This window comes from Prevotella marseillensis (assembly GCF_900625065.1).
Taxonomy (GTDB): Bacteria; Bacteroidota; Bacteroidia; order Bacteroidales; family Bacteroidaceae; genus Prevotella; species Prevotella rara.
Genome location: NZ_UYXY01000001.1, coordinates 2700376 through 2723334 on the forward strand (window position 1 = coordinate 2700376; position 22959 = coordinate 2723334).

General features: G+C 49.3%; 15 protein-coding genes and 1 pseudogene. 4 read left to right on the forward strand and 12 right to left on the reverse strand.

Annotation, left to right across the window (positions count from 1 at the left end; genetic code table 11):
• Positions 1 to 678: 678 nt before the first annotated feature.
• The 10 genes and pseudogenes from ispF to EJL04_RS10995 all read right to left on the reverse strand — a co-directional run bounded on the left by ispF (position 679) and on the right by EJL04_RS10995 (position 14324).
• The gene (ispF, locus tag EJL04_RS10950; protein WP_021855538.1) at positions 679 to 1164 is read right to left on the reverse strand and encodes a 2-C-methyl-D-erythritol 2,4-cyclodiphosphate synthase; all 486 of its coding nucleotides are present in this window, start codon (positions 1162 to 1164) and stop codon (positions 679 to 681) included.
• Between the two features lie 115 nt (positions 1165 to 1279).
• Positions 1280 to 2461, reverse strand: coding sequence for a type IX secretion system outer membrane channel protein PorV (gene porV / locus EJL04_RS10955; RefSeq protein ID WP_125104951.1), 1182 nt, complete (start codon positions 2459 to 2461; stop codon positions 1280 to 1282).
• A 213-nt stretch (positions 2462 to 2674) separates the two neighbouring features.
• The gene (gene porU / locus EJL04_RS10960) at positions 2675 to 6238 is read right to left on the reverse strand and encodes a type IX secretion system sortase PorU (protein WP_125104952.1); all 3564 of its coding nucleotides are present in this window, start codon (positions 6236 to 6238) and stop codon (positions 2675 to 2677) included.
• On the reverse strand, positions 6235 to 6852 hold the full coding sequence (locus EJL04_RS10965) for a fumarylacetoacetate hydrolase family protein (protein ID WP_053399292.1): 618 nt from the start codon (positions 6850 to 6852) through the stop codon (positions 6235 to 6237). Before EJL04_RS10965 ends, porU begins: the two co-directional genes overlap by 4 nt.
• A gap of 784 nt (positions 6853 to 7636) precedes the next feature.
• Positions 7637 to 8188, reverse strand: coding sequence for an REP-associated tyrosine transposase (locus EJL04_RS10970; RefSeq protein WP_125104953.1), 552 nt, complete (start codon positions 8186 to 8188; stop codon positions 7637 to 7639).
• 451 nt (positions 8189 to 8639) lie between these two features.
• Positions 8640 to 9452: pseudogene (locus EJL04_RS10975) on the reverse strand (fimbrillin family protein); the annotation flags it as partial.
• Positions 9453 to 9515: 63 nt separating this feature from the next.
• Positions 9516 to 11318, reverse strand: coding sequence for a fimbrillin family protein (locus EJL04_RS10980; protein ID WP_125104954.1), 1803 nt, complete (start codon positions 11316 to 11318; stop codon positions 9516 to 9518).
• A gap of 34 nt (positions 11319 to 11352) precedes the next feature.
• Entirely contained in the window at positions 11353 to 12240 is an 888-nt protein-coding gene (locus EJL04_RS10985) for a fimbrillin family protein (RefSeq protein ID WP_057097329.1), read from the reverse strand.
• A 98-nt stretch (positions 12241 to 12338) separates the two neighbouring features.
• Positions 12339 to 13214, reverse strand: coding sequence for a FimB/Mfa2 family fimbrial subunit (locus EJL04_RS10990; RefSeq protein WP_125104955.1), 876 nt, complete (start codon positions 13212 to 13214; stop codon positions 12339 to 12341).
• Between the two features lie 48 nt (positions 13215 to 13262).
• On the reverse strand, positions 13263 to 14324 hold the full coding sequence (locus EJL04_RS10995) for a DUF3575 domain-containing protein (RefSeq protein WP_125104956.1): 1062 nt from the start codon (positions 14322 to 14324) through the stop codon (positions 13263 to 13265).
• Positions 14325 to 14478: 154 nt separating this feature from the next.
• Here EJL04_RS10995 and EJL04_RS11000 point away from each other — a divergent pair, with 154 nt between their 5' ends.
• On the forward strand, positions 14479 to 15519 hold the full coding sequence (locus EJL04_RS11000) for an IS630 family transposase (protein ID WP_125103825.1): 1041 nt from the start codon (positions 14479 to 14481) through the stop codon (positions 15517 to 15519).
• A 2327-nt stretch (positions 15520 to 17846) separates the two neighbouring features.
• On the opposite strand, the gene EJL04_RS11005 is transcribed toward EJL04_RS11000, so the two are convergent.
• The gene (locus EJL04_RS11005; RefSeq protein WP_125104957.1) at positions 17847 to 18257 is read right to left on the reverse strand and encodes a type II toxin-antitoxin system HicB family antitoxin; all 411 of its coding nucleotides are present in this window, start codon (positions 18255 to 18257) and stop codon (positions 17847 to 17849) included.
• Between the two features lie 75 nt (positions 18258 to 18332).
• Positions 18333 to 18518, reverse strand: coding sequence for a type II toxin-antitoxin system HicA family toxin (locus tag EJL04_RS11010; protein ID WP_125104958.1), 186 nt, complete (start codon positions 18516 to 18518; stop codon positions 18333 to 18335).
• Positions 18519 to 19001: 483 nt separating this feature from the next.
• Between EJL04_RS11010 and EJL04_RS11015 the strand changes: the two genes are divergently transcribed.
• The 3 genes from EJL04_RS11015 to EJL04_RS11025 all read left to right on the forward strand — a co-directional run bounded on the left by EJL04_RS11015 (position 19002) and on the right by EJL04_RS11025 (position 22956).
• Positions 19002 to 19991 carry a Gfo/Idh/MocA family protein gene (locus EJL04_RS11015; protein ID WP_053399284.1) on the forward strand — a complete coding sequence of 330 codons (990 nt, stop codon included), beginning with the start codon at positions 19002 to 19004 and terminating at the stop codon, positions 19989 to 19991.
• A gap of 900 nt (positions 19992 to 20891) precedes the next feature.
• On the forward strand, positions 20892 to 21995 hold the full coding sequence (locus tag EJL04_RS11020; RefSeq protein WP_125104959.1) for a glycosyltransferase: 1104 nt from the start codon (positions 20892 to 20894) through the stop codon (positions 21993 to 21995).
• Between the two features lie 151 nt (positions 21996 to 22146).
• Positions 22147 to 22956, forward strand: coding sequence for a LicD family protein (locus tag EJL04_RS11025; RefSeq protein ID WP_164511754.1), 810 nt, complete (start codon positions 22147 to 22149; stop codon positions 22954 to 22956).
• The last annotated feature ends 3 nt before the right edge of the window (positions 22957 to 22959 follow it).

Below are 22959 nucleotides of genomic sequence, written 5' to 3' on the forward strand. Positions count from 1 at the left end.
TTTCGAATCGAAAAAGGTTTTTTAGTTAAACATATTTTTAATACGCTGCAGCTTGCTGAAAGTTGCAGCGTGTTTTTTATACTCACAAAAATTCCAAACAGGCATAGCTTCAGTCAGTCATTAGACCGGTTTTGTCTATTCCGTACATTCATGCTTTCAGTCCGTATCCTTGTTTTATATAGGCGTTTTTTTGTGCTACGTGATGTGCAGCAACGAAGCTATTGTGCCGGCTGATTTGCACATGTTGTTAAGCGTAGCGAAAATTTCGGCAGCATCGAATATCAGAACCAACAATCAGCGAAACTAATTTCAATCTGCTTGCTTCCTATGTATAATTTATAGGTAGAAGTTGCGGATCAAAGATCCTGATATTCGATGCTGCCGGATCGCAGATCCGACAGAACATTAGTCTTGTTGTTTCTCTGCAATTCTCGGTATGTAGCAACAAAGCTATTGTGCCGGCTGATTTGTAATCTGCCGGAACTGAATATAAGGATTTTTCAATCCGCTTGCTTCCTATGTATAATTTAATAGGTAGGAGTTGCGGATCAAAGATCCTGATATTCGATGCTGCCGGATCGCAGATCCGACAGAACATTAGTCTTGCTGTTTCTCTACAATTCTTATATTCAATGCTGCCGAACTACTGACCGAATTCCAATAACAGATTTGCTATGATCAGTCGTCCTTGCGTTCTATCAGCACCACGGCATAAGCGCTTATGCCCTCTTCACGACCCGTAAATCCAAGTTTCTCGGTTGTAGTAGCCTTTATGGATATGTTGTCCTCATCGGTGCCTATAACTTCTGCAAGGCATGCCTTTATGGCCGGCACATGCGGATTGATCTTAGGGCGCTCGGCACACACTGTGGCGTCTATGTTGCCTACCACATATCCTTTGCCGGCAATAAGTTCAACGGTCTTGCGCAGCAGCACCTTGCTGTCTATGTTGAGCGTGTCGGCCGATGTATCAGGAAAATGATAGCCTATATCACGCATATTGGCAGCACCGAGCAGCGCGTCGCATATAGCGTGTATAAGCACGTCGGCATCGCTGTGTCCAAGCAGTCCCATGCTGTGCTCTATCTTTATTCCTCCGAGCCACAGGTCACGGCCCTCAACGAGCCTGTGAACGTCAAATCCAAATCCGGTTCTAATCTTCATAATCGTTTATTTTAGTTCTGTTTTGCTATTCAATATGATAATGTAAAAACAAGAAGTCGCATGGGCGCGGTATTTCGGGCTCATGCGACTTCTTGTTTTTCCGGCTCCCTTCGGTTTATCTGCGGAACAGGTCCTTTATGCCGTCCATGTCGAATCCGAGAGTGAAACGCAGTGTCTGGTCGAGCGGGTTGCTCTTTGCCGTTGCGATTACATAACCGCAGTCGAGCGAGAAGGCGCTCATGCGGAAACCGGCACCTACGGTGAAGTATTTACGGTTACCCTTGTTCTCCGACTCATGGTGATAACCGGCTCTCAGCGTAAACTTGTCGTTATAAACATACTCTGCACCTACACTCCAGTTTATCTCCTGCAGCTCTTCCTTGAATCCGCCGGGAGCATCACCGAAGCTCTTGAATATACCCGATATGCTCGACACGTCGTAATATTCTTTCTGAACGCGCTGGTCATAAGCCTCAGATGACTCGCCATCTTCCAGTTTAGGATATGTAGGCACAAGGAGCTTGTTGGCATCTGCAGCTATGGTGAATCTGTTAAACTCGTCGATGGGCACCATCAGGGCAAAACCAAGACGCATGTTCGTCGGTATAAACTCGCTGTCTTCGCTGCCTCCAAACGAAATCTTACTACCGATGTTGCTTATGTTGAGTCCGATGCCGAGCTGACACTCGCGCGCACCAATGTTTATATAGTCGTTATAGTAGCAGGCAATGTCGGCTGCAAACGCACTACCAGGCGACGTATCGTCCGTGTAGTCGTATGTAAGGTCTGAATATATCCATCTTACGGCAGCAGCCAAAGAGAACTTCTCGCTCAGCATAAGCGAGTAAGCCACGTCGAACGACATTTCATAAGGGTTAATCGTCATGCCGCTGCTCTCGCCGGTCTCGCCGTTATAGTCGGTCATAACCTCACCCAGCGAGAAATATCTCAACGATGCCGACACGGCACTGTAGTCGCCAATGCGGTAATATCCTGACAGATAAGCAAGGTCCATGTCGCTTACGAGCTGACGCAGCCACGGCGTATAGTTGAGCGACACTCCTGCACGGCTTATACAGAAAGGATACTTGGCAGGGTTCCAATATTGCGAGTTGACATCAGGGTCGGTAGCCACACCGACATCACCCATACCGGCGGCACGTGCGTCGGGGGCTATCATCTGTGAAGTTACTGAGGTGTTAACCGGATTAAACATGTCCAGCTTGTCCTGAGCAAAGGCTCCGGCCGAGGCCACAGCAAGCATCAATGTCAACAATATTCTTTGACTATTCTTCATTCTTTGTCTTTATTTCTTTTTCTGTAATGATTATGCAACTAAAAAACTTTTGTCATGCGCAGAAGCGACATGCGCCTTGATATAATAACCGCTTTTCTCTCATTTTATTGTGTAGTGCGGTCATTAATGCCACATTTAGCGCCGCCATGCTTTATTGTTCAGGCTGCCGCCATGCAGTGTCAGGCATGGCGCGTCACCGGTGCGGCTGCCGTGTCAGCGCGATATGATAATCAGCTTCTTTGCCTTCGACACCATGTCGCTGCCGCTGCCGCCAATCTTCACGCGGTAGATATAGACGCCCGTCTGCAGCTTACCGCCGTTGCTGCCTGTCAGGTCCCAGTCTACGGTATAGTTGTTGTTTGCCGACACGCCGCTCTCCTTGTGTTTCCACAGAGGACGGCCGCTCATGTCGAACACCTCAATCTCCACGTCAAGGTTGCTTCCGGCGCGGTCGTGGTTGATGATAAACGTTGTCGACGTTCTGGCAGGGTTGGCCGTGCAGTTGATGTCTATCAGACCGGGGCGCAGACCGCTCACCACGTTGAACGTAAGTTCGGTGGTGGTCAGGTTGTTCATTATGTCCCATGCCTTAAACCTGAGCGTGTGCATGCCCGGCTCAAGCTCAGGTATGCTGTAGTATGTCGAGCCGCTGGTGTAGCTGCCGAAGTCGTAGCTGAAGTTGTCGTTCAGCACGTATGTCTTGTCGGCATCGCCGTCTATGGTCAGCATAAGGTCGTGGCCTATGCCGCTGCCAGTGGTGTTTATTCCGTCCTTGTCGGTTATCTCGGCCACGAAATAAGGCGTTGGATTTACGTTGCCGCCGTTGACAAAGGTCGGAGAGTTAAGATAGCAGTAGACAGACGGGCCTATGCCGTCGTTGTCGAGCGAGCCTGTTCCGCCCACGATGAAGTCTTCGCTGTAGCCGTTCACGGCATCGCCCGTGTCGCCGTTTATTGCAAACACGTTTATCAGTCCGCTCTCGTCGCTGTAGTCGATGTCCTTGCCCACGGCAAACGACATGCTGAACTTGCCTGCCCTCACGCTGTCGGTGCCGTTGAACAGGGTGTTTGAGCGGTCGTAATATTCAAACGGAGTGCTTGCTCCCTCGCTCGACGTGTTGTTAAGCTTGCACACAACGAGCTTCTCGGCGTCTCTCACGGTCAGCGTGGCCACGCCTCTGAAGGCCTCGTCTATGCTGCCCGACGCTCCCTCTATGTGTCCTTTCACTGTGGCCACGGAGCCTGCCTTGAGCTGCGGCAGAGTCTCGGCAGAAGCCAGGGGCACGCCGTTGATGCTGTCTACCACCACTCTCATCTGCGGCAGGTTGAGCTTCAGGGCGGGGTCGCCCAGCAGCGAATATTGCAGCTTGTTCTCCGTCTTGTCGGCGCCCGACTCTATAAGGTCGTTCTTGGCCAGGCGCTGCGCCTCGCCTATAGTGACATAGGTGCCGTTCTGCGGGGTGAGCAGGGCCTTAAGGTAGGCACGGTTGATAGCCCTGTTGCGGTCTACCCACACCGTTCTCGTTGTTCCGTAGAATGCCACCGCACCGCCGTTGCTGTTGAGCACCGCCGTCTCGCCGATGTTCTGCTGCTGCGAGTCGAAGGGCATGATGTCGCACGACGCCGTTATCCACAGCGGCAGGTTGGCGTTGCTGAAGCCGGAAAAGTCGGTCAGCGTGAGCACACGCTCGTGCGATATCTGGTCGGCACGTCCGTGTCCGCTGTAGTTCATTATCAGCGCGCCGGCGCTTTGCTGCTGCTTTATTATCTTGGTCACGTCGGGATATGTGTTTCCGGTAGACGTCGTTACGCAGGTGTATGCGTCCCACATGACGCGCTTTACCTGAATGGCCGGATTGATGCCCTCAACCACCTTTGCCATTTCGTCGGCAGCCTCCATGTGCTGGTTGTTGTTGCCGTCGTCGCCCATAAACATCATCACGTTCTGCCAGCTGCCGGCATTTTTGTTTTCGGCGTAGCTTATGGTCTTGTCAACCATTATCTTTGCTTCTTCTGCGGTGCGCACGGGGAAGCGCCCCACAGCCATGTCGAGCTTGTCGGTCTTCGGATTGCCGCCCTCGCCGTCGTCTAACAGGCAGAAGAATCCATCGTCAACGTAGCAGTCGGTGGCGCTGAATGAGTTTTCGCTCTCATGACACAGCAGGAAATCGTCCTGACTGAGACTCGAACACTCTTGCGTGTTCATGCGGTTATCCCACACGCAGTCGCCAAACAGCAGCAGGTGCGACGGCATGTCGGCCTCTGTCTCTGCGCGGTCGTAGAGCATCTTCAGATAGCGGCGGTATGCGTTGGCGTCGGGCGTACCGCTCGAAAATTCGTTATACAGTTCGTCGGCCGGCACTATGCGCACTCTCATGCCGTCTTTCTCCTCGTGCAGTTCCTTTATGCGCTGCGCCTGAGCCGTAAGAGCGGCAGAGGTGGGCACTATGATAATCATGTCGGCAGCCTCGTCGGCATGATGATTCTGGTTGGTTATGTTATACACATATTCGGGCACGCTGAACTCACGTCCGCTCAACGTGGGGCACGGGCGCGGCTCGTCCTGCGTTACGCTGATATAGTCGAGCCTTGCCGGACCGCCCGATACGGTGGTTATCGTTACCGTGTCCGACGGCGACGCGTAGGCGTTGCTGTAGGTCATGTTGACCGACTTGCCGTGGTCATATTCGCCGAATGTCATGCTGAACGTGCGCGTGTCTGACCCGTTAATCTTTATCTGCACCGTGGTGGCCTGTCCTGCGGTGACGCTGGCATAGACCTTACGTATGCCCTGACATGGCGAAGAGTTCTCCAGGATATATGTCTTCGACGTTCCTGCGCTTATCGGCGTGTTCTCATAAAGGTTGCGTCCGCCCTGATACCATGCATAATTGTCTATCTCGTGCAGGAAGTGATAGTCGTCGGCAGAGGGATAGAACGAGTCTACAAAGGCTGTGCTGTCAACGGTGAGCGGCTCGCCGTCGCTCTCGGTAAGGAAGTAGTAGCCGTAGTCGGAGTAAGGATTGCGGGTGCGCGTGGTTGTTGTGTTGCTGCTCCACGACACCGGTCCCTGCGCATGGAACAGCCTGCGGCCGTCAACATAGCATGTGGGCACCTCCTTCAGGTCGTCATACTTTATCAGGTCGTCGGCTTCGAGACTTTCGTTCTGCAGCGCGCCGCCGTAGCCATACACCTTTACGCGGCTCATGTCGCTGAATCCGGCGCGGCGTATCAGCGCGTCGGTTATCTGATATATGCCCGTAGAGGGCACGCGTATCTTTGCCCAGCGGCCTTCGGCCAGCACCGACTTGGCGGCATAACGGCCGGCAGGACTTACGGCTTCGGCTCTCGAGGCTGTCCTGAGGGCAGCGTTCTTAGGCTTAGCCTCAACGGCTATCATAAAGCTCACCAGCTTCTGCCACTTGCCCCCGCGCTTTACCACCGGCACAAACGACACCTCGATGCGTCCGCGCTTGCGCTCCGTAACCACGTTGACCTCCAGCTCCGGCATTTCGGGCATGTTGTCGCCGGCAATCTTCAGACAGCGCTCTACGTCGCCGCTGCTCATCTCGTAAAATTCGGGATATTCAATCTTTACCGTATATACAGAGTCGGCCCATGCGCCGCCGAGCGGCAGCGAACAGGCAAAGCGCGGCAGCACGCTGTCTATCTTAACCTCGTCGGCAGTGAGGTTAAAAAACTTCTGCACACTGCTGCCCATGATGTTGCAGCAGCAGAGCAGCGCGATAACCGACAATAATATTTTTCTCTTTGTCATTTAACGTTAAACTCCAATACCTTGCGGTCTTCAAGCCAGCCCGTAAGATGGTCATCAATATGAACGGGGCCCACTCCGGCCGGAGTGCCCGTATAAAGGATGTCGCCGGTCTTCAGCGTGAACCATTGACTTATGTAGGCTATAATCTCGTCTACCTTGAAGAGCATGTCGCTCGAGCAGCCTTCCTGAACGGTGTTGCCGTTGATGTCGAGGCGGAAATGTATTGCCTGTATGTCGCGAAACTTCTCTATGCTCACCCATTCGCCTATTGCAGCCGAGCCGTCGAAGCCCTTGCACAAATCCCACGGCTTGCCTTCGGCGCGCAGCCTGTTCTGCAGGTCGCGGGCGGTGAAGTCGATGCCCACGGTTACGGCGTCGTAGTATCTGTGGGCGAAGCGCTGCGGTATGCTCTTGCCCAGGCGGCAGATGCGCACCACCAGCTCTGTCTCATAGTCGATGCGTCCGAGCTCGTCGGGCAGGAAAAACGGCTTGCTGTCTTTTAGCAGAGCTGAGTCGGCCTTTGTAAATATCACAGGCTCTTCCGGTTTATATAACGTTCCATCCAGCTCTTTATTGTGCTGGATATAGTTCATTCCTACGGCAAAAATCTTCATAATCTGATACTTGTTTATACTTTATCCTAATAACACGGCGCCAGCGTCTCTGCAACAACTATCCATACCCACACCGTGTTGTCTGTTGCAAAGATAAGATTTTCTGACGAAACGGCAAAAGGATATTTATTAGGAGTTATTTATTAAGGAGTTAAAGAAGTTAGAGTAGTTAAAGGAGTTAAAGCCAAATGCTTTTTTTACAATAAAGCGCCGGCAGCATAGCGGATTGAAATTAGCTTCGCTGACCGTTGGTTCTTATACTCTATTCCGGCAGATTTTTCGCTGTGCTCAACAACACGTGCAAATCAGCCGGCACATTAGTCTTGTTGCTACATAAGCTGTGTGGCAAAATTGTGTAGAAACAGCAAGACTAATGTTCTGTCGGATATGCTATCCGACAGCATAAAGTATCAGGATCTGCGATCCGCAATTCATACCTATTAAATTAGCAATAGGAAGCAAGCGGATTAAAAAAATCCTTATATTATATTCCGGCAGATTAATTTTATTGATTGTCAGCTGCGCTCGGCATAACCAAATATAATTTGCTTCTGCTCTCGCTTGCACGACAATTGCAAATCAGCCGGCACATTAGCTTTGTTGCTGCATGTCCGTTTTTAAACTACAATGCATTTGACTCTAACTACTCTAACTTCTATAACTACTTTAACTACTAAAAATTAGCATTGTTGCTGCATGTCCGTTTTTAAACTACAATGCATTTGACTTTAACTCCTCTAACTCCTTTAACTACTAAAAAAATTGAGGCTGATGTTCAGTTTATTCACACAGCCAACACTTCAACGCTCAGCAAGCCAGTGCCGCCGTCATAGTCTATGGCCGAACTGTAGAGATAATCGGCCGGACGGCTTACATATTCCTGTCTTACCGGATTGTCGTGTATGTATCTCAGCTTTTGCTTAAAGAAGTAAGGCGTTGCTATCTGTTCCGGGTGGTAGCCGTCTTGCCAGAAACGGTATTTAGATGTCTTCGTGTCGTTTGCGGCTGCAAAGCCAAACTGACTTAGCATCCATTCCCTGCGGCTCTCCTGCATGTCGTCTTGCAGTTCGGCTATTATCCGTTTGCTTGTATGTTTTTTAAAGTCGCGCATGATGTCGGCCACGCTCTCGTCCGATTCACTGCGCACTATTGCGTGCAGATGGTTACTCATCAGCACCCATGCATAAATTATCAGTCCCTTGTGCTGCCGGCAATAGTCTAGCGACTCCAACACTATATGCTTATACTTTGGCCGTGTGAAGATGTCTATCCAGTTGACAACGGTTGTTGTTATAAAATATACTTCATCCTGTATTATGCCTTTTGCGTTGTTCATGATATATCCGTCGTTTTGCAGTTAACAAAACAAATATAAGCTTTATTTGGCTTATATTCAAATGTTTGCATCACATTTCTGCATTATTTCTCAACAATCATGCCATGTCAGTTAGCTTTTTGCTGTATGTTCCGCTGTTATTGGGTCTTGTTGCTGCATATCGTTGCCTGAGAGCCACAAGGGTAATGTTCTGCCGGTCGGGACAATAAGCCACAAGAGTAATGTTCTGTCGGATATGCACGTGTTGTTGAGCGCAGCGAAAAATTCGACAGCATAAAGTATAAGGATCTGCGATCCGAAAAACATACCTATAAATCAGCTATAGGAAGCAAGCGGATTGAAAATCCTTATACTCAATTCCGGCAGATTTTTCGCTGTGCTCAACAACACGTGCAAATCAGCCGGCACATTAGTCTTGTTGCTACATATCCGTCGGCACGGGGTCGGTATAGACGGTGTAGGTCTTGCCGTCCTCCGACACGGTGTATCCCGGGTCTTCTGCCGCAGCGAGGGAGACGGTGTAGGTATATTCCTCGCCCGCTTTCCATTCGGCATCGTTCTGCATCTTATAGACGAAGACCTTGCCGTTGGTGAATTTGCAGGTGATGAAAGCCGTGCCCGCCGCCACCGTCTGCGGGGCGACGAGGGTGATGTAGGTGTCGCCACCCTTGTCATAATACGGGGCGATTACAGCCGGGTTTCCATTCTCGGTGGAGAGGCCCGTCAGCCACACGAACATCTGCTCCTCGGTGTAGTCCGTCAGGACGACGGTCACCCGTGCCGTGCGGTGGGTGAAGCGGAGTGTGGGGTTGCCGTAGCTCACCGTCTGTTCCTCGGCCACGATGAGGTCGCTGCCCTCGAAGTCCTTCCGGGCACTTTGGTCGGCAGCTACCTTCACGGCAGGCGGGGTTGTCTCGCCAGCGGTGTAGGGCCACCACGCCGTGACGGTGATGTCGTTGTGGTTGGTCCAGTAGTACGGGTCGGTGGAGGTCAGCGTGGCGCTGGTGGGGTCGGCGGTGGAGGGCGTCACGTTGTATGCCTTCACCGTGCCATCCATCAGGACTGCCACACTCTGCACACCCGTCCAATTGCCGTCCGCTGGGGCACGGGTGGCGGCGATGGCTGTCGCGGCGGGATTCAGCCCCGTGGCGGTGAAGACGATGGGTGTGCCTTCCGCCCCTTCCGGTAGGAAGCCCGCTTCGTCCTGCGTGCAGGCGGCGAGTGAGAGGGCGAGCGCTGCAAGTGCAAAAAATCTTGTCTTCATTATATCTGTTGTTTTATTACTCTGGTTCTTTCCGTTGCGGGCGTAACTTTTCCCCCCGACGGTTTACTGCTTCATCAAGGTAGGCAATGCTCCTTTAAGTTCGTAACGCCACTTTGAGCCTGCGTTCTGCAAGGCGGTGTTCATGGCATCAACGGCTTTCTGCCAGGTAACGACAGAGCCGTCCACCTTCGTGGCTCCGGTGCTTCTCCTATTGTAGCCGATACCTTGTTCATGATTGTTCTTCCAATAGCAGGCGGTCAAGGTAATGTAGTTATCTCCCAAAAAGCCGCCGATATGTACATAGCCAGTGCTACTACCCGTACTGGTTACGTTGCCCGTGGCATAGCAGGAAAGGAGGCTTACTCCGTCGTTGAATCCTACCAGACCGCCGCCAGAGATATCCTCTGTGCGGTCTATTTCTATGATCACGTTGCCTGTGGCATAGCAAGCGGTCAAGGTGGCACCAAAAATCGTCTGACCTGCCACGCCGCCGACCTGGACCATTCCCTTCACTGTGGCAGAGGAACTGCATCCGGTGATGGGACGGTCCCTTTGAACACCCACCACACCGCCGACGCTCACCGTGCCGCTAATGCTGCCCGACACCGAGCAGTTTTCAATGATGCCCCAGCTAAATCCTGCCACGCCGCCGGCATAACCCAACCTGTGATTGCATGTTATCTGTATGCCATCCATCACCACATTCTTCACCGTAGCGGCGGCATTATTGAAATTACCGAGATAGCCGAACAGACCCGCATATTTGTCATTTGTCGTAACGGTCAGCCCCGTGATGGTATGGCCGCCACCGTCGAAGGTGCCGGTGTATGAGTTGTCGTAGTCTGTGCCTATCGGCGTCCAGTCTTTGCCGGTGAGGTCAATGTCGGCGGTGAGGGTAATGTTTATGTCGGTCTTACCTCCGTTCACTAATTCGGCTATATTCATCAGGCCGTCAGCGTTATAGACCGTGTAGGTATTGGTGTTGCTGTCGTAGATGTAGCCCAAATCCTCAGCCTCGCCGCTCTCGCCGCCGCCGTCAGCCCAGCTGCCGATGGTGCAACCCTCTAACGTCAAGCCGGTGGCGTTCACCTTGACGGTGTATTTATAGCGGTTGCCCGCTTCTAATACGACGTTGTTCTGTGGACGGAAGTAGAAGGTGCCGCTGCCGAGTTCCACCCGGATGAACGGCCTGCCTGCCGCAACGGTCTGCGGGGCGGTCAGTGCCTCGTAGGTGTTGCCGCTTGCGTTGTAGGTCTTGATGGCAGTCGGGTTGCCGTTATCGGCTGACAGGCTCACGAGTCTCACTGTGGCACTGGCGACGCTCGTGAATCCCGTGCCGGGCTTCAGTTCGATTGTCACGCGTGCCGTGCGGTGGGTAAATTCAAGAGTCGGGTTGTTAAATTCCACCTTCCGGTTCTCAGCAGAGATGAAGTCGCTGTTCTGGAAGTCAGCCAATTTGCTTTGGTCTTCGGCCACCTTCACGGCAGGCATCTGTGTGATGTCGGCATTGTTGAAGGGCCACCATGCCGATACGGTAATCGGGTTGCGGCTGATCCAGTAGTACGGGTCGTTCTCGCGTGAGAGCGTGGCACTCTTGAAATCGGTAGAAGCCGTTACGGTGTATTCCTTTACCGCATCGCCCATCTTGAGTGCCACGGAAGTGACGCCCTGCCAGTCGCCGTCCACGGAGGCACGGGTGGAAGGGGCTGCCAGCGGCGTTGCTTCTACGGACAATCCGGTGGCACGGATGACGACGGGGTATTCACCTTCGGGCAGACGGTTATCGCCAGCAAGTTCGTCCTGCGTGCAGGCGGCGAGGGCGAACAGCAGTGCGGTGGCTGCGGGGATAAATAATCTATGTCTCATAATTCTTCATTCTAATCGATTAATTATTAACATCCTACAGGTCAGCACCCACATCTCCACCGTCTATATCGTTCCACTTTGCAATGGTGGCTTCGCTGACTTCTAGGACTTTGTTGCGTACCTTGACGGTATAGGTATAGTTGTTGCCCGCCAGCAGTGCGCCATCGGGCATGGTGAGTGTGGCATGATATTCCTGACCTTTGTAATTCACAACCAACGGCAGGGATGCAACTGTCTGCGGGAAGAGGATGATCGATGACGTGAGATTGCCGTCGGCCAGATTCATGGTCAGTTCTCCGGTCTGTAGTCCGTTGTCTGCGGTGGCAATACCGTCGGCCGTGTTGAACGTACCGGTGAGTAACAATCCGTCCAGCGTGTAACGTTCAGGCTTGACCACGCTGAAATTCACGCCGTCGCCCGCCTCGAAGGTAAGGGTTATCTGGCTCATGCGGTGGTGGAAAGAGTTGTCTTCACCGCCTTTGGCGGTTTTGTCGGTGAAGCTTACTACCGGGTTGTTTTTGTCTCCCGTGGCTCCTGAAGCAAAGAGGAAGTCGATGGCAGGCTGGTTTTGCTGCGCCGTGGCATCGGTCGTAGCTGTGAGGATGCCTCCCGCCGCGTTGTACGGATAGTAGGCGCGGAAAGTATGGGTCTTTGCATCTTCGATATAGATAACCTTTCCTTCTGCCTCAAATTTCCCGTTTTTCAGGATGAAAGGCACGTTGCCGTACTGGGAATCGTTGCCGATGTCGGTGATGCCGATACGGTCGCCGCCAGTCCAGGTGGTTCCGCTGGCGCGGGTGGCGGGGGCGATGTTGGCGGTAAACTGGGCGGCCACGGGGTCACCGTTCAGGTTCTCGTTGTCGTTGTTGCAGGCTACCAGTGCGAGGGCGAGCGTTGCAAGTGCAAAAAATCTTGTCTTCATTATATCTGTCATTTTATTTGTTAAATTCCATTTCAATAATTGCTGCACCTCAGCATAATCAAAGCAAGCTTTGCTTCTGCGTTCGGTTTGCTAATTATTTACAAATCGGCATTTACATCATCACCTTTCACTTCTTCCCAGCCGGTAATTCCGGCTCCGTCCACTTCCATGCCTTCGGGAGTCTCAACCAGCGTTCCGCCGAGGGTCAGCGATTCGCCCTTTCCGGTGTTGAAGGCCGCGAGAGCTTCCGTGAGGTCGCTTTTCAGCGTGGTGGGGGTCGGGTTGCCGTCAGCATAGCGGATTTCGCCCGTCAGCAGCTGTTCCGTGCCGGTCACACCCAGCAGCCGCACCGTGGCTTTCCACTTGCCGGCATCGGCTCCTTCGGTAATCTTCGTGAAGGGCAGCACGACGTTCGAAGCGGCTCCGTAGGTATCGGTTGCGAAGTCGAGTGTTCCGGCTGCACCCGTCAGATGGGCAACAATCTCCGTGATGCGTCCGGCGGCATCACCCGTCGGCTCGACGACAAGCGTCAGCTCGCGCACCTGCTGCTTCATCGCGGCGGTCAGCGGATAGTCAGTGTCCTTCTCTATCAGCACCTGCTGCACGCTGGTGAACAGCCAGCCCGGGGCATTGCTGATGAAGGCTCCTGAGCCGGCGTCGTTGCCCGTGGCTGCTGCAACGGTGGCGGTGGTGCCGTTCACGGTGATTCCTTCAGCCGGATTCCACACCGCAAGGGTGTAGCTGCCAGGATCAAACAGATGGTCGGGGGCATGGGTGGCGGAAGTCTCCGTCCCGGTATAGTCGCCCATAGCGACCGTCCATGTGGCAGGTATGTCGATACCCTCGCCGCGGGCCGACCAGTCGGCTGTAACCGAAATCATTCCGTGGTCGGGGTGCGGCGTGTCATAAAGCGTGTCTTTCACGCATGAAGAGAGCAACAATGCCGTCAGTATGATTGTATATATCTTTTTCATAAGAAATATTTAATTTTTAATTCATAATTCTTAATTCTTAATTTATAATTATCTCATCTTCCATACCAATGTCACACCGGCATTGATGGGTCCCCACCAGTCTTTTGTCTCGTTGCCGCGGCGCACGCGCACACCGTCGATGACTTCATATTTCTCAAAGTCGGCGTTAAGATAGCCCAGACCGATGCCGAAGTCGAGAGCCAGAGCCTTGCCGAGCCGCAGCTGGTAGCCGGCGGTGAGTCCGCCGCCAATCAGGTCGCCCTGACGGCCCGTTTCGGAGAGCTTATAGTTGAACTCGCCCGTCTTGAACATAGCGCCCAGATACCATGCCTTGCTGCTGCCTATATAATAGCGCACCTCGGGCATAACCTCCCACAGAGCATAGCGGCGGTCTTTGTCGTTCCAGCTCCATGATGTCCATGAGCCGTTGACCAGTAAGCCCCACGACGGGCTGATGCGCCACTCGATGCCGAGGTCGGGCGTAAGCGTGGCCCAGCGCAGCAGGTTGAAGCGGAAGGCGAAGCCCCCTCCAACCTCCCCCCGATGGGGGAGGCTCAAGCCTTCTGATTCCGCTTGGGAGTTGTCTGAGGCTTTGCCGGCAGTATCATCTGAGACCTTGCCGACAGTATCATCTGAGACTTTGACATCAGTATCATCTGAGGCTTTGACATCCATAGCCTCCCCCTCATGGGGGAGGTTGGTGGGGGCTTTCACTCTCACCACCACATAGTCGCCGTCAGTGGGATGGTTGGCTGTGACGAAGCAGTCTTCAGTAAGGTTTCTCCTTATTATAAGTTCTGACTTCACACGGTTTGAACGTATGGCAGCTGTGGCGAGGTTTTCTTTTTCGCTGCCCATGGAGCTACAGTATCCGTCGACATAGACAGGCACTGTGCCGTCGGTTATTCCAGGCATGAGCCGGTCGATGCAGTCGAGCAGGCGCGCCAGTTCGTTTTCGTTGTCATACATAGGCACATAGAACATATCCTTCTGAGGCAAGAAGCGGAACGTGTAAACCGTGTCGGCCCCGGAGTTGCCCTGTGCTGCAACAGGCGAAAACGCTGCCGTAATGAATAGAAAAAGTGTCAATAATAATGTTTTTTTGCTCATACTTTATATATTTCTGGATTATACGCATTAGATTTTCGGTGTATAAAGTAAGTAAAAATATTCATGTTTCAATATTTTTTTTTAATAAAAAATGTTTTATAGTCAAAAGTAAGTGAAATGCGAAAAATCATTCAAAAAATAGTATCTTTGCACTATGGAAATTCAGTTGTCGACATCAGAAATGGAAGTTTTGCGTAAACTTCAACGGAATTTAGCCGGAAGTTCCGACTATGCCCGTGTGACTTGCATTCTGATGTTGGGCATGGGTAATACGCCCTCTTTCGTGTCCTCATGTCTTGGAATAGACGTTTCCACTGTATACCGTTATCGTTCCGCTTATTTACATGGTGGTGCTGATGAACTTCTGGAAAACCGTTACAAGGGTTATTGGGGGCTTCTTGACAGCCGTCAGCTGGCAGCCTTGTGCAAGGAACTACGCGAGCACATATATACGGATGCCAAAGGTGTGGCGGCCTGGATAAAGTCCGCATTCGGCGTTGAATACACTCCCCAGGGGGTTGCAGACTTGCTGAACCGCATCGGATTTACCTATAAGAAGACATCGGAAGTCCCTTGTGAGGCTGATGCCTCAAGGCAGGCGGCCTTTGCCGGGAAACTTTCAGAAATTCTTTCCGGTATGCCGGAAGATGCGGTGGTTTATTATGCGGACGGTGTCCATCCGACCCACAACAGCCGTTCCACTTATGCGTGGATAGAGAAAGGCGAGAGACTTGAACAGCCGACCGTCAGCGGTCGTGACAGGGTGAACATCAACGGGTTGCTTAATGCATATGACGTGACAGATGTGATAGCGCATGACTGTGAGAGCGTCAATGCCGAATCCACCCGGGATGTTTATCAGTCAGCCTTGGAAAGGCATCCCGAAGCTTCCGTCATCTATATCATCTCCGACAATGCCCGCTATTATCACAACAAAAAGCTCAAGGAATGGGTAAACGGGACGAAAATCAAACAGATATTCCTGCCGCCTTACTCGCCGAACCTCAATTTGATTGAAAGGCTTTGGAAGTTCCTCAGGAAGAAGGTCATTAACACCGGATTCTACAGGACAAAAGAGAAATTCAGACAGGCCATCAAGGATTTCTTCGACAATATCGGAAACTATAAAGAAGAGTTGGAGTCACTTCTAACTCTCAAATTTCGTTTGTGTAATTCGCAAACCATTTCTTTTTAACTATAATTGTCAAAATCGCATATTTTTGTCGTTTTAGCAGTTTTATTTTTGACGTTTCAGCACTTTTTTGACGTTTCAGCACTTTTTGCTATTGTGTTCCTTGGGGGGATAAAAGGGGGGATAATCGAAAATTGAGAAGTGAGAATTGAGGATTGAGAAGTGAGAATTGGGAAGTGAAGTTCGGTGCAAGCCAATTATGAAATGCTTTGTGGTGATACAAAATTTTGTAGGGAATTGTTGTAGAGAAACAGCAAGGATAATGTTCTTCGTCGGCATTGAGAAACAACAAGAGTAATGTTCTGGCGGATATGCTATCCGACAGCATCAAATATAAGGATCTGCGATCCGAAATTCATACCTATAAATCAGCAATAGGAAGCAAGCGGATTGAAAATCCTTATACTATATTCCGGCAGATTGCAAATCAGCCGGCACATTAGCGTTGTTGGTACATATCAGGCGGCACATTTTTTTAAACTACAATGCATTTGACTTTAACTACTCTAACTTCTATAACTACTTTAACTACTAAAAATTAGCTTTGTTGCTACATACCGAGAATTGCAGAGAAACAGCAAGACTAATGTTCTGTCGGATATGCTATCCGACAGCATAAAGTATCAGGATCTGCGATCCGAGACCCGAGACTCATACCTATAAATCAGCAATAGGAAGCAAACGGATTGAAAATCCTTATACTCAATTCCGGCCGATTGCAAATCAGCCGGCACATTAGTCTTGTTGGTACATATCCGTCGGCACATTTTTTTAAACTACAATGCATTTGGCTTTAACTACTCTAACTCCTATAACTACTTTAACTACTAAAAATTAGCGTTGTTGCTACATATCCGTTTTTTAGGCTACAATGCATTTGACTTTAACTACTTTAACTCCTAAAACTCCTTTAACTCCTAAAACTTAACCTCTCCAGAATTGCCATGCTCATCACGAAACCGCGGTTTGGTGCGAAAAATTGCACAAAATCGACATTTTCGGTAAAGTGTTGATATATCGGCTTTTACCAAGATTACAGAACAAAATGGCAATGGTTAAAAAATATTACTCGGCCACTTTTCATCCAAAAGTGGGCCGTTTACGATTCGTAAACGTGCCATTTGCACAACAAAAAGCAACGCTTTAGAGCATAAAAACAGGCGTTATTCTGAATAAAAGAGCGCATAAAAATAAACGAATGTTAATATCACATGGTCTGAAAGCGTTTAAAATTAACATCCGTTACGAATTAGTTTTCCAGATTGAAAAAAATTTTGTCCTGACTTTTTACTTTTTATCACGTAGCATAAAAGCAATAAGGCTAATGTTCACGGAACCGACACATTTAGTAAGAGATGCCCGAAGGGCTTGGTTGGAAATTCTTTGTAGAGAAGCAGCAAGACTAATGTTCTGGCAACATCGAATATAAGAATTGTGGAGAAACAGCAAGAGTAATGTTCTGGCGGATATGCACGTGTTGTTGAGCGCAGCGAAAAATTCGACAGCAAAAAATATAAGAACCAACGGTCAGCGAAGCTAATCTGTGATCCGAGACTCATACCTATTAATCAAAAAAATAGGAAGCAAGCGGATTAAAAAATCCTTATATTATATTCCGGCAGATTAATTTTATTGATTGTCGGCTGCGCTCGGCATAACCAAATATAATTTGCTTCTGCTCTCGCTTGCACGACAATTGCAAATCAGCCGGAACATTAGCGTTGTTGATACATATCCGTCGGCACGGAATCCTTATATTCAATTCCGGCAGATTGCAAATCAGCCGGCACATTAGTCTTGTTGGTATTATGCCGCTTGCAGGGAAACAGCGGATAATGTTATGGCGGCATTGAATATTAGAATTGTAGAGAAGCAACAAGGCTATTGTTCTAGCGGATATGCTATCCGACAGCATAAAGTATCAGGATCTGTGATCCGAGACGCGGTCATGGAATGTATCGTCGTCCCATTCCTTTTTTACCACCTCGCTCTGTTCTTAATTATTTGATATTCAGCTCTTTTATACATCGGTTTACATTTTACGCAGTGGAATGCGTATTTTTACGCAGTGCAAATATAATAAAATTACCAAACAATATCAATTTATTGAAGGATCTTTGATCCGAAACACAAAACCCTTATACTATATTCCGGCAGATTAATTTTATTGATTGTAGGCTGCGCTCGGCATAACCAAATATAATTTGCTTCTGCTCTCGCTTGCACGACAATTGCAAATCAGCCGGAACATTAGCTTTGTTGATATATTTCCGTCGGCACGGAAGAGTGAATAATTCAGACAGCTCCTTTATCTTTATTATCTCATATGTTTACACAAACTTAATATCAGCAATCTCAACAGCAAAATCGTGCAAAGATCTTTCAATCTTTTCAATTGTTGTCTTTGAAGGTTTACGTCTTCCTGTGACATAGTGGCTCAGTTGTCCTTGATTTACTCCTGTAATACGCGCCAAACCTGCCAAGGAGAAAGCATAGGCATAGTAATTAAGAAAAGATGCCACATCATAAGTAAAATTAAACTCTACGTCAGGAAATTCTTTTCCATTCTTTCGATACACTTCTTTCATATCGTCAACGGCAGCCAAAAAATCTGTTTTGGTTTCTTCAACGTTTTTACCTTCTCCTATACAACCGAACTTGCAGTTATTATCAGCAATGAAAGCAGAATAGGTGCCGTCGACTCCCCGTTCTATAACAACGTTGATTTTTTTACGTACCATAATAATATCCTTAATCTTGGTAATTGATTTATCAAGTATAAATAAAAAATATAATATGTCTTTAAATGCTGGAGATTAGTTTATCCCCGCATCCCTCTTGATACTTTTCAAAGTACCAGGTTTCACTTCTTCTGATTTATGATGGCTTGTCTGAAAATATTTTCCTGTTTTCGGACTATACCATGTCGGATGTCTGCCATCGGCATCAACCAGTTTACAACCGGCCTTTTTTAACTGTCTTTCTAGTTCACTATATTTCACCAGAGCCTCCTTTCTTTAAAAATAAGGAATTAAACAATTAAATTATGTGATATAAAAGCAACCACAATGCAAAGATACGAAAATTAATATCATCTGCAAATTTTTTGATATTAATTTTCGTATCATTTTTTTTCAGATAAACATTCTACGCAATAAACTCCATCAGGTCATTACATTCGTCAAAGACAATAATCACATCACTTCTAAATTCAAAACATTTTCTTATTTTCACCTCTACAATTCACTATTAAGCTCGTAAATTTTACATTGCCATTACATCAAAAACCTGTTGAATTGATAAATCGGAACAGTCAAACTATCTGTAATACAAAATAATTGTATAACTTTGCTTTCGGTAATCAGAGCGACTGTTGTTCGCAGTTCTTTATTCTTTATCATTATAAGGACACGGCAAATTTTCGACAATCATCTAAATTACAAGCATTTACGATTAATCAACATCACTTTAAGACAAGTATATATATGGAACAAATATTTCGTGTAGGCATTATCGGCGCCGGCAGCATTGCGGCATCAATGGCCGAAACTGTAGGGCGTATGCCGGAAGCACATCTTTATGCCATAGCATCGCGCAGCATTGAAAAGGCCAGGGAGTTTCAAGACAAATGGGGCGCAGAAAAGGCTTATGGCTCTTACGACGAACTGATACAGGATGAGAAGGTTGACCTGATTTATATTGCCACACCACATTCGCATCATTATGAGCAGGCGCGCCAGTGCCTGCTGAACGGCAAGGCCGTGCTGTGCGAAAAGACATTTACAGCCAACAAGGCACAGGCTGAAGAGCTGGTGGCGCTGGCCCGTGAGCGCAAAGTGTTCCTCGCTGAAGCCATCTGGACACGCTACATGCCGTTCTCTAAAGAAATAGTAAAGATGGCGCACAGCGGCGAGCTGATAGGCCGCCCGTATATGCTGACAGCCAACCTTGGCTATCCGATAGAGCACAAAGAACGCATCAAGAAACCGGAACTGTGCGGCGGCGCCCTGCTCGACCTGGGCGTCTACCCCATCAACCTTGCCTTCATGCTGTTTGGAAATTCGCCTGAGCGCATAATGTCATGCTGCAGCAAAAACGAGCTGGGAGTTGACCTGCAGAACAGTATGACCTTTATCTATCCCGAAGGAGAGATGGCCGTGATGCAGACCACGGCACGCTGTGCCAACGACCGCATGGGAGTGGTGTCGGGCGATAAAGGCTATATGGTTATCGACAACATCAACAATCCGCACACGGTAACTGTCTACGACACTAACCACAAGCAGACAGGCATATACACCTGTCCGCCACAAATCACAGGCTATGAATATGAAGTGCATGCCGCCATGGAAGCCATACGCAAAGGCGTGATTGAGCCTGAAGACATGCCGCACGCAGAAACCTTACGCATTATGGAGCTGCTCGACAGCCTGCGCAAAGAATGGGGCGTGGCTTATCCGTCGGACAAGCTATAAAAAGCTGTGTGGCAAAATTGTAGAGAAACAACAAAGCTAATGTTCTGGCGGTCTACAAATCAACCGGCACATTTGGTAAGAGATGCCCGAAGGGCTACACTTATGTAACCGTGGGTGGCACACCCACGGATGCAGAAACAGAGGAAATCACCCGAAGTGGTGATACTTTTAAAAAAAACACTCACTTAGAAAACATGGTTAAAAGTAGCACCTCTTCGGGTGCATGCTTATCTTAGCAGAACAACCGGGCGTGGCTTCGCAAAGCTTCGCCACACCCGGTTACAAAAGTGTAGCCCTACGGGCTATCAAATCAGCCGGCACATTAGCTTTGTTGCTACATATCCGTCGGCACAATGAATATAAGAATTGTAGAGAAGCAACAAGGCTATTGTTCTGGCGGATATGCACGTGTTGTTGAGCGCAGCGAAAAATTCGACAGCATCGAGAAACAACAAGAGTAATGTTCTGTCGGATATGCTATCCGACAGCAAAAAATATAAGGATCTTTGATCCGAAATTCATACCTATTAATAAAAAAAATAGGAAGCAAGCGGATTGAAAAAATCCTTATACTTAATTCCGGCAGATTACAAATCAGCCGGAACATTAGCGTTGTTGATACATATCCGTCGGCACAATAGATTAATTTTATTGATTGTCGGCTGCGCTCGGCATAACCAAATATAATTTGCTTCTGCTCTCACTTGCACGACAATTGCAAATCAGCCGGCACATTAGCTTTGCTGCATATAACATAACACAGTATCCGTCGGACAAGCTATAATGTAAATCCTCAAATCTTAATTGGCTTGCGCCGAACTTCATTTCTCCATTCTCAATTCTCCATTCTCAATTATTCTTCGTATTTTTGCAGATATAACAACTTTGCCATAAACAGATATGCAGAATAAGAAGAAACGAGTTTTTCATATAGTGTCGCATTTCGATGTGGGCGGAGCCGAGAGAGTGGCCGTGAACATTGCCAAGTCGCAGACTGAAGGCTTTGAATATCACGTGGTGGAACTGATACGCGCACACTCGGCGTTCACCAAGGTGTTTATAAAGGAACTCGAAGACGCGGGGATAAAATATCACCGGGGGCTGGTGCCAGAGGTGCATTTTCATTATCTGTTTGAGCGTCTCGCCGCAGTTACCTTTCCGCTGTGGTTTATCTTTCTGTTTCTGAGATACCGCCCTGCCGTGATACACAGCCACACCGAGATGCCCGACCTTGCCGTATATTCGTTCTTCAAGATGTTCCCGACGCTGCTCAGAGGCTGCAAGGTGGTGCGCACAATACACAACACACAGCTGTGGACAGGACTGAAAAAGACCGGGATGAAGGTGGAAAAATTCTTTATACGCAACAACTCAAACATAGCCATATCTGTAGCCGTGCGCGACAACTACACGGCAGAATATCACCAAACTGCACCTATTATATATAATGGTGTGGCTCCGTCAACGCAGAAACCGTTTGACGGAATTGTTGAAGGCAAGAAGAACATCCTGTTTGCCGGACGGCTCGAACCACAGAAAGGCATCGACGTGCTCGTGGAGATTATCAGCAGACTGAGCGGCGACGGCCGTTTCTTCTTCCACGTGGTGGGCGACGGCAGCATGCACGCCTTTGTACAAAGCAAGCTCGGCGGACTGCCAAACGTAAGTCTGCGCGGCCCTATACACGGACTGCCGGCATATCTGTCATCGTTCGACTATCTGCTCATGCCGTCGGTGTTTGAAGGTCTGAGCATAATGTCGCTTGAGGCAAGCATGGAGGCACTGCCCGTGATAGCCAACAGCTGTCCCGGACTGCGCGACACCCTGCCCGACGACTGGCCGCTGAAGGTGAGCGGCAACAGCATCGATGCCTACATGCACATATTCAACAACATTGTGGCAAAGGAAGACAAAGACAAGTTAGGCCGCATCGCCCGCGACTTTGCCGCCGCAAAATTCGGCGTAAGACAGATGCAGACAAGCTACGAGAAGGTGTACGGCTGACCTGATGACGCCATGCAGGCCTCAACGCCTGCACCAACAGGCACATAACGCCCGGCAGGACGGCCCATGTTAAGCTACTTTTTACAAAGCCATGCGGCAAAAACATAAAAAAGCATTACCTTTGCATCAAACTGATTTACGCGGAAAAGATATGAAACGAATTACCGACATAGCCGAACTGCGCAAGGTGCAGACGGGCATACTCGACGACATACACAGATTCTGCACAGCCAACGGCATAATGTATTTTCTGTCGTGCGGCACTCTTATAGGAGCCGTGCGCCACAAGGGATACATACCATGGGACGACGACCTCGACCTGTATATGCCGAGAAAAGACTACGACAGATTTGTAAAGCTCTATACTGACGCTGGCGGACGCTACCGCGTGCTCGACCCGAAGAAGGAGAAAAACTACTTCTACACATTCGCAAAGGTGGTAGACACACGCACGCTGCTCGTTGAGACAGAAACAGAAGGATACCAGATTGGCGTTTACGTAGACATATTCCCCGTAGACTACGTCAGCGACAACGAGGCCGAAAGGCAGCGCATATTCAAGCGCAAGCGGCTGCTGTATAAGATAAGGCGATGCAAAATTTCAAAGAGAAACTATCTGAAGTCGGCACTGGCCTACTATTGCTACAAGATGCTGCCCGTAACCGTGGGCATGCTAAACGGCATGATTGAGCGCATGGTGGTAAGACGGGAGCCTACAAACACCGTAGCCAACATGACCGAAGCCGGCCCGTCGGTAAAGGGATGCATGCCGGCAAAGGACATAGAGGGCGACGTTGACATTGAGTTTGAGGGAAAAATGTATAAGACCATGGCAGGATATAAAGACTATCTGAGCCGCACATACGGCGACTATATGAAGCTGCCGCCCGTGGACCAGCGCGTAACCCACAGCTTCGAGGCTTACTGGACCGACGGCAACGAGCCGAAAGACGGCGAATAGCAT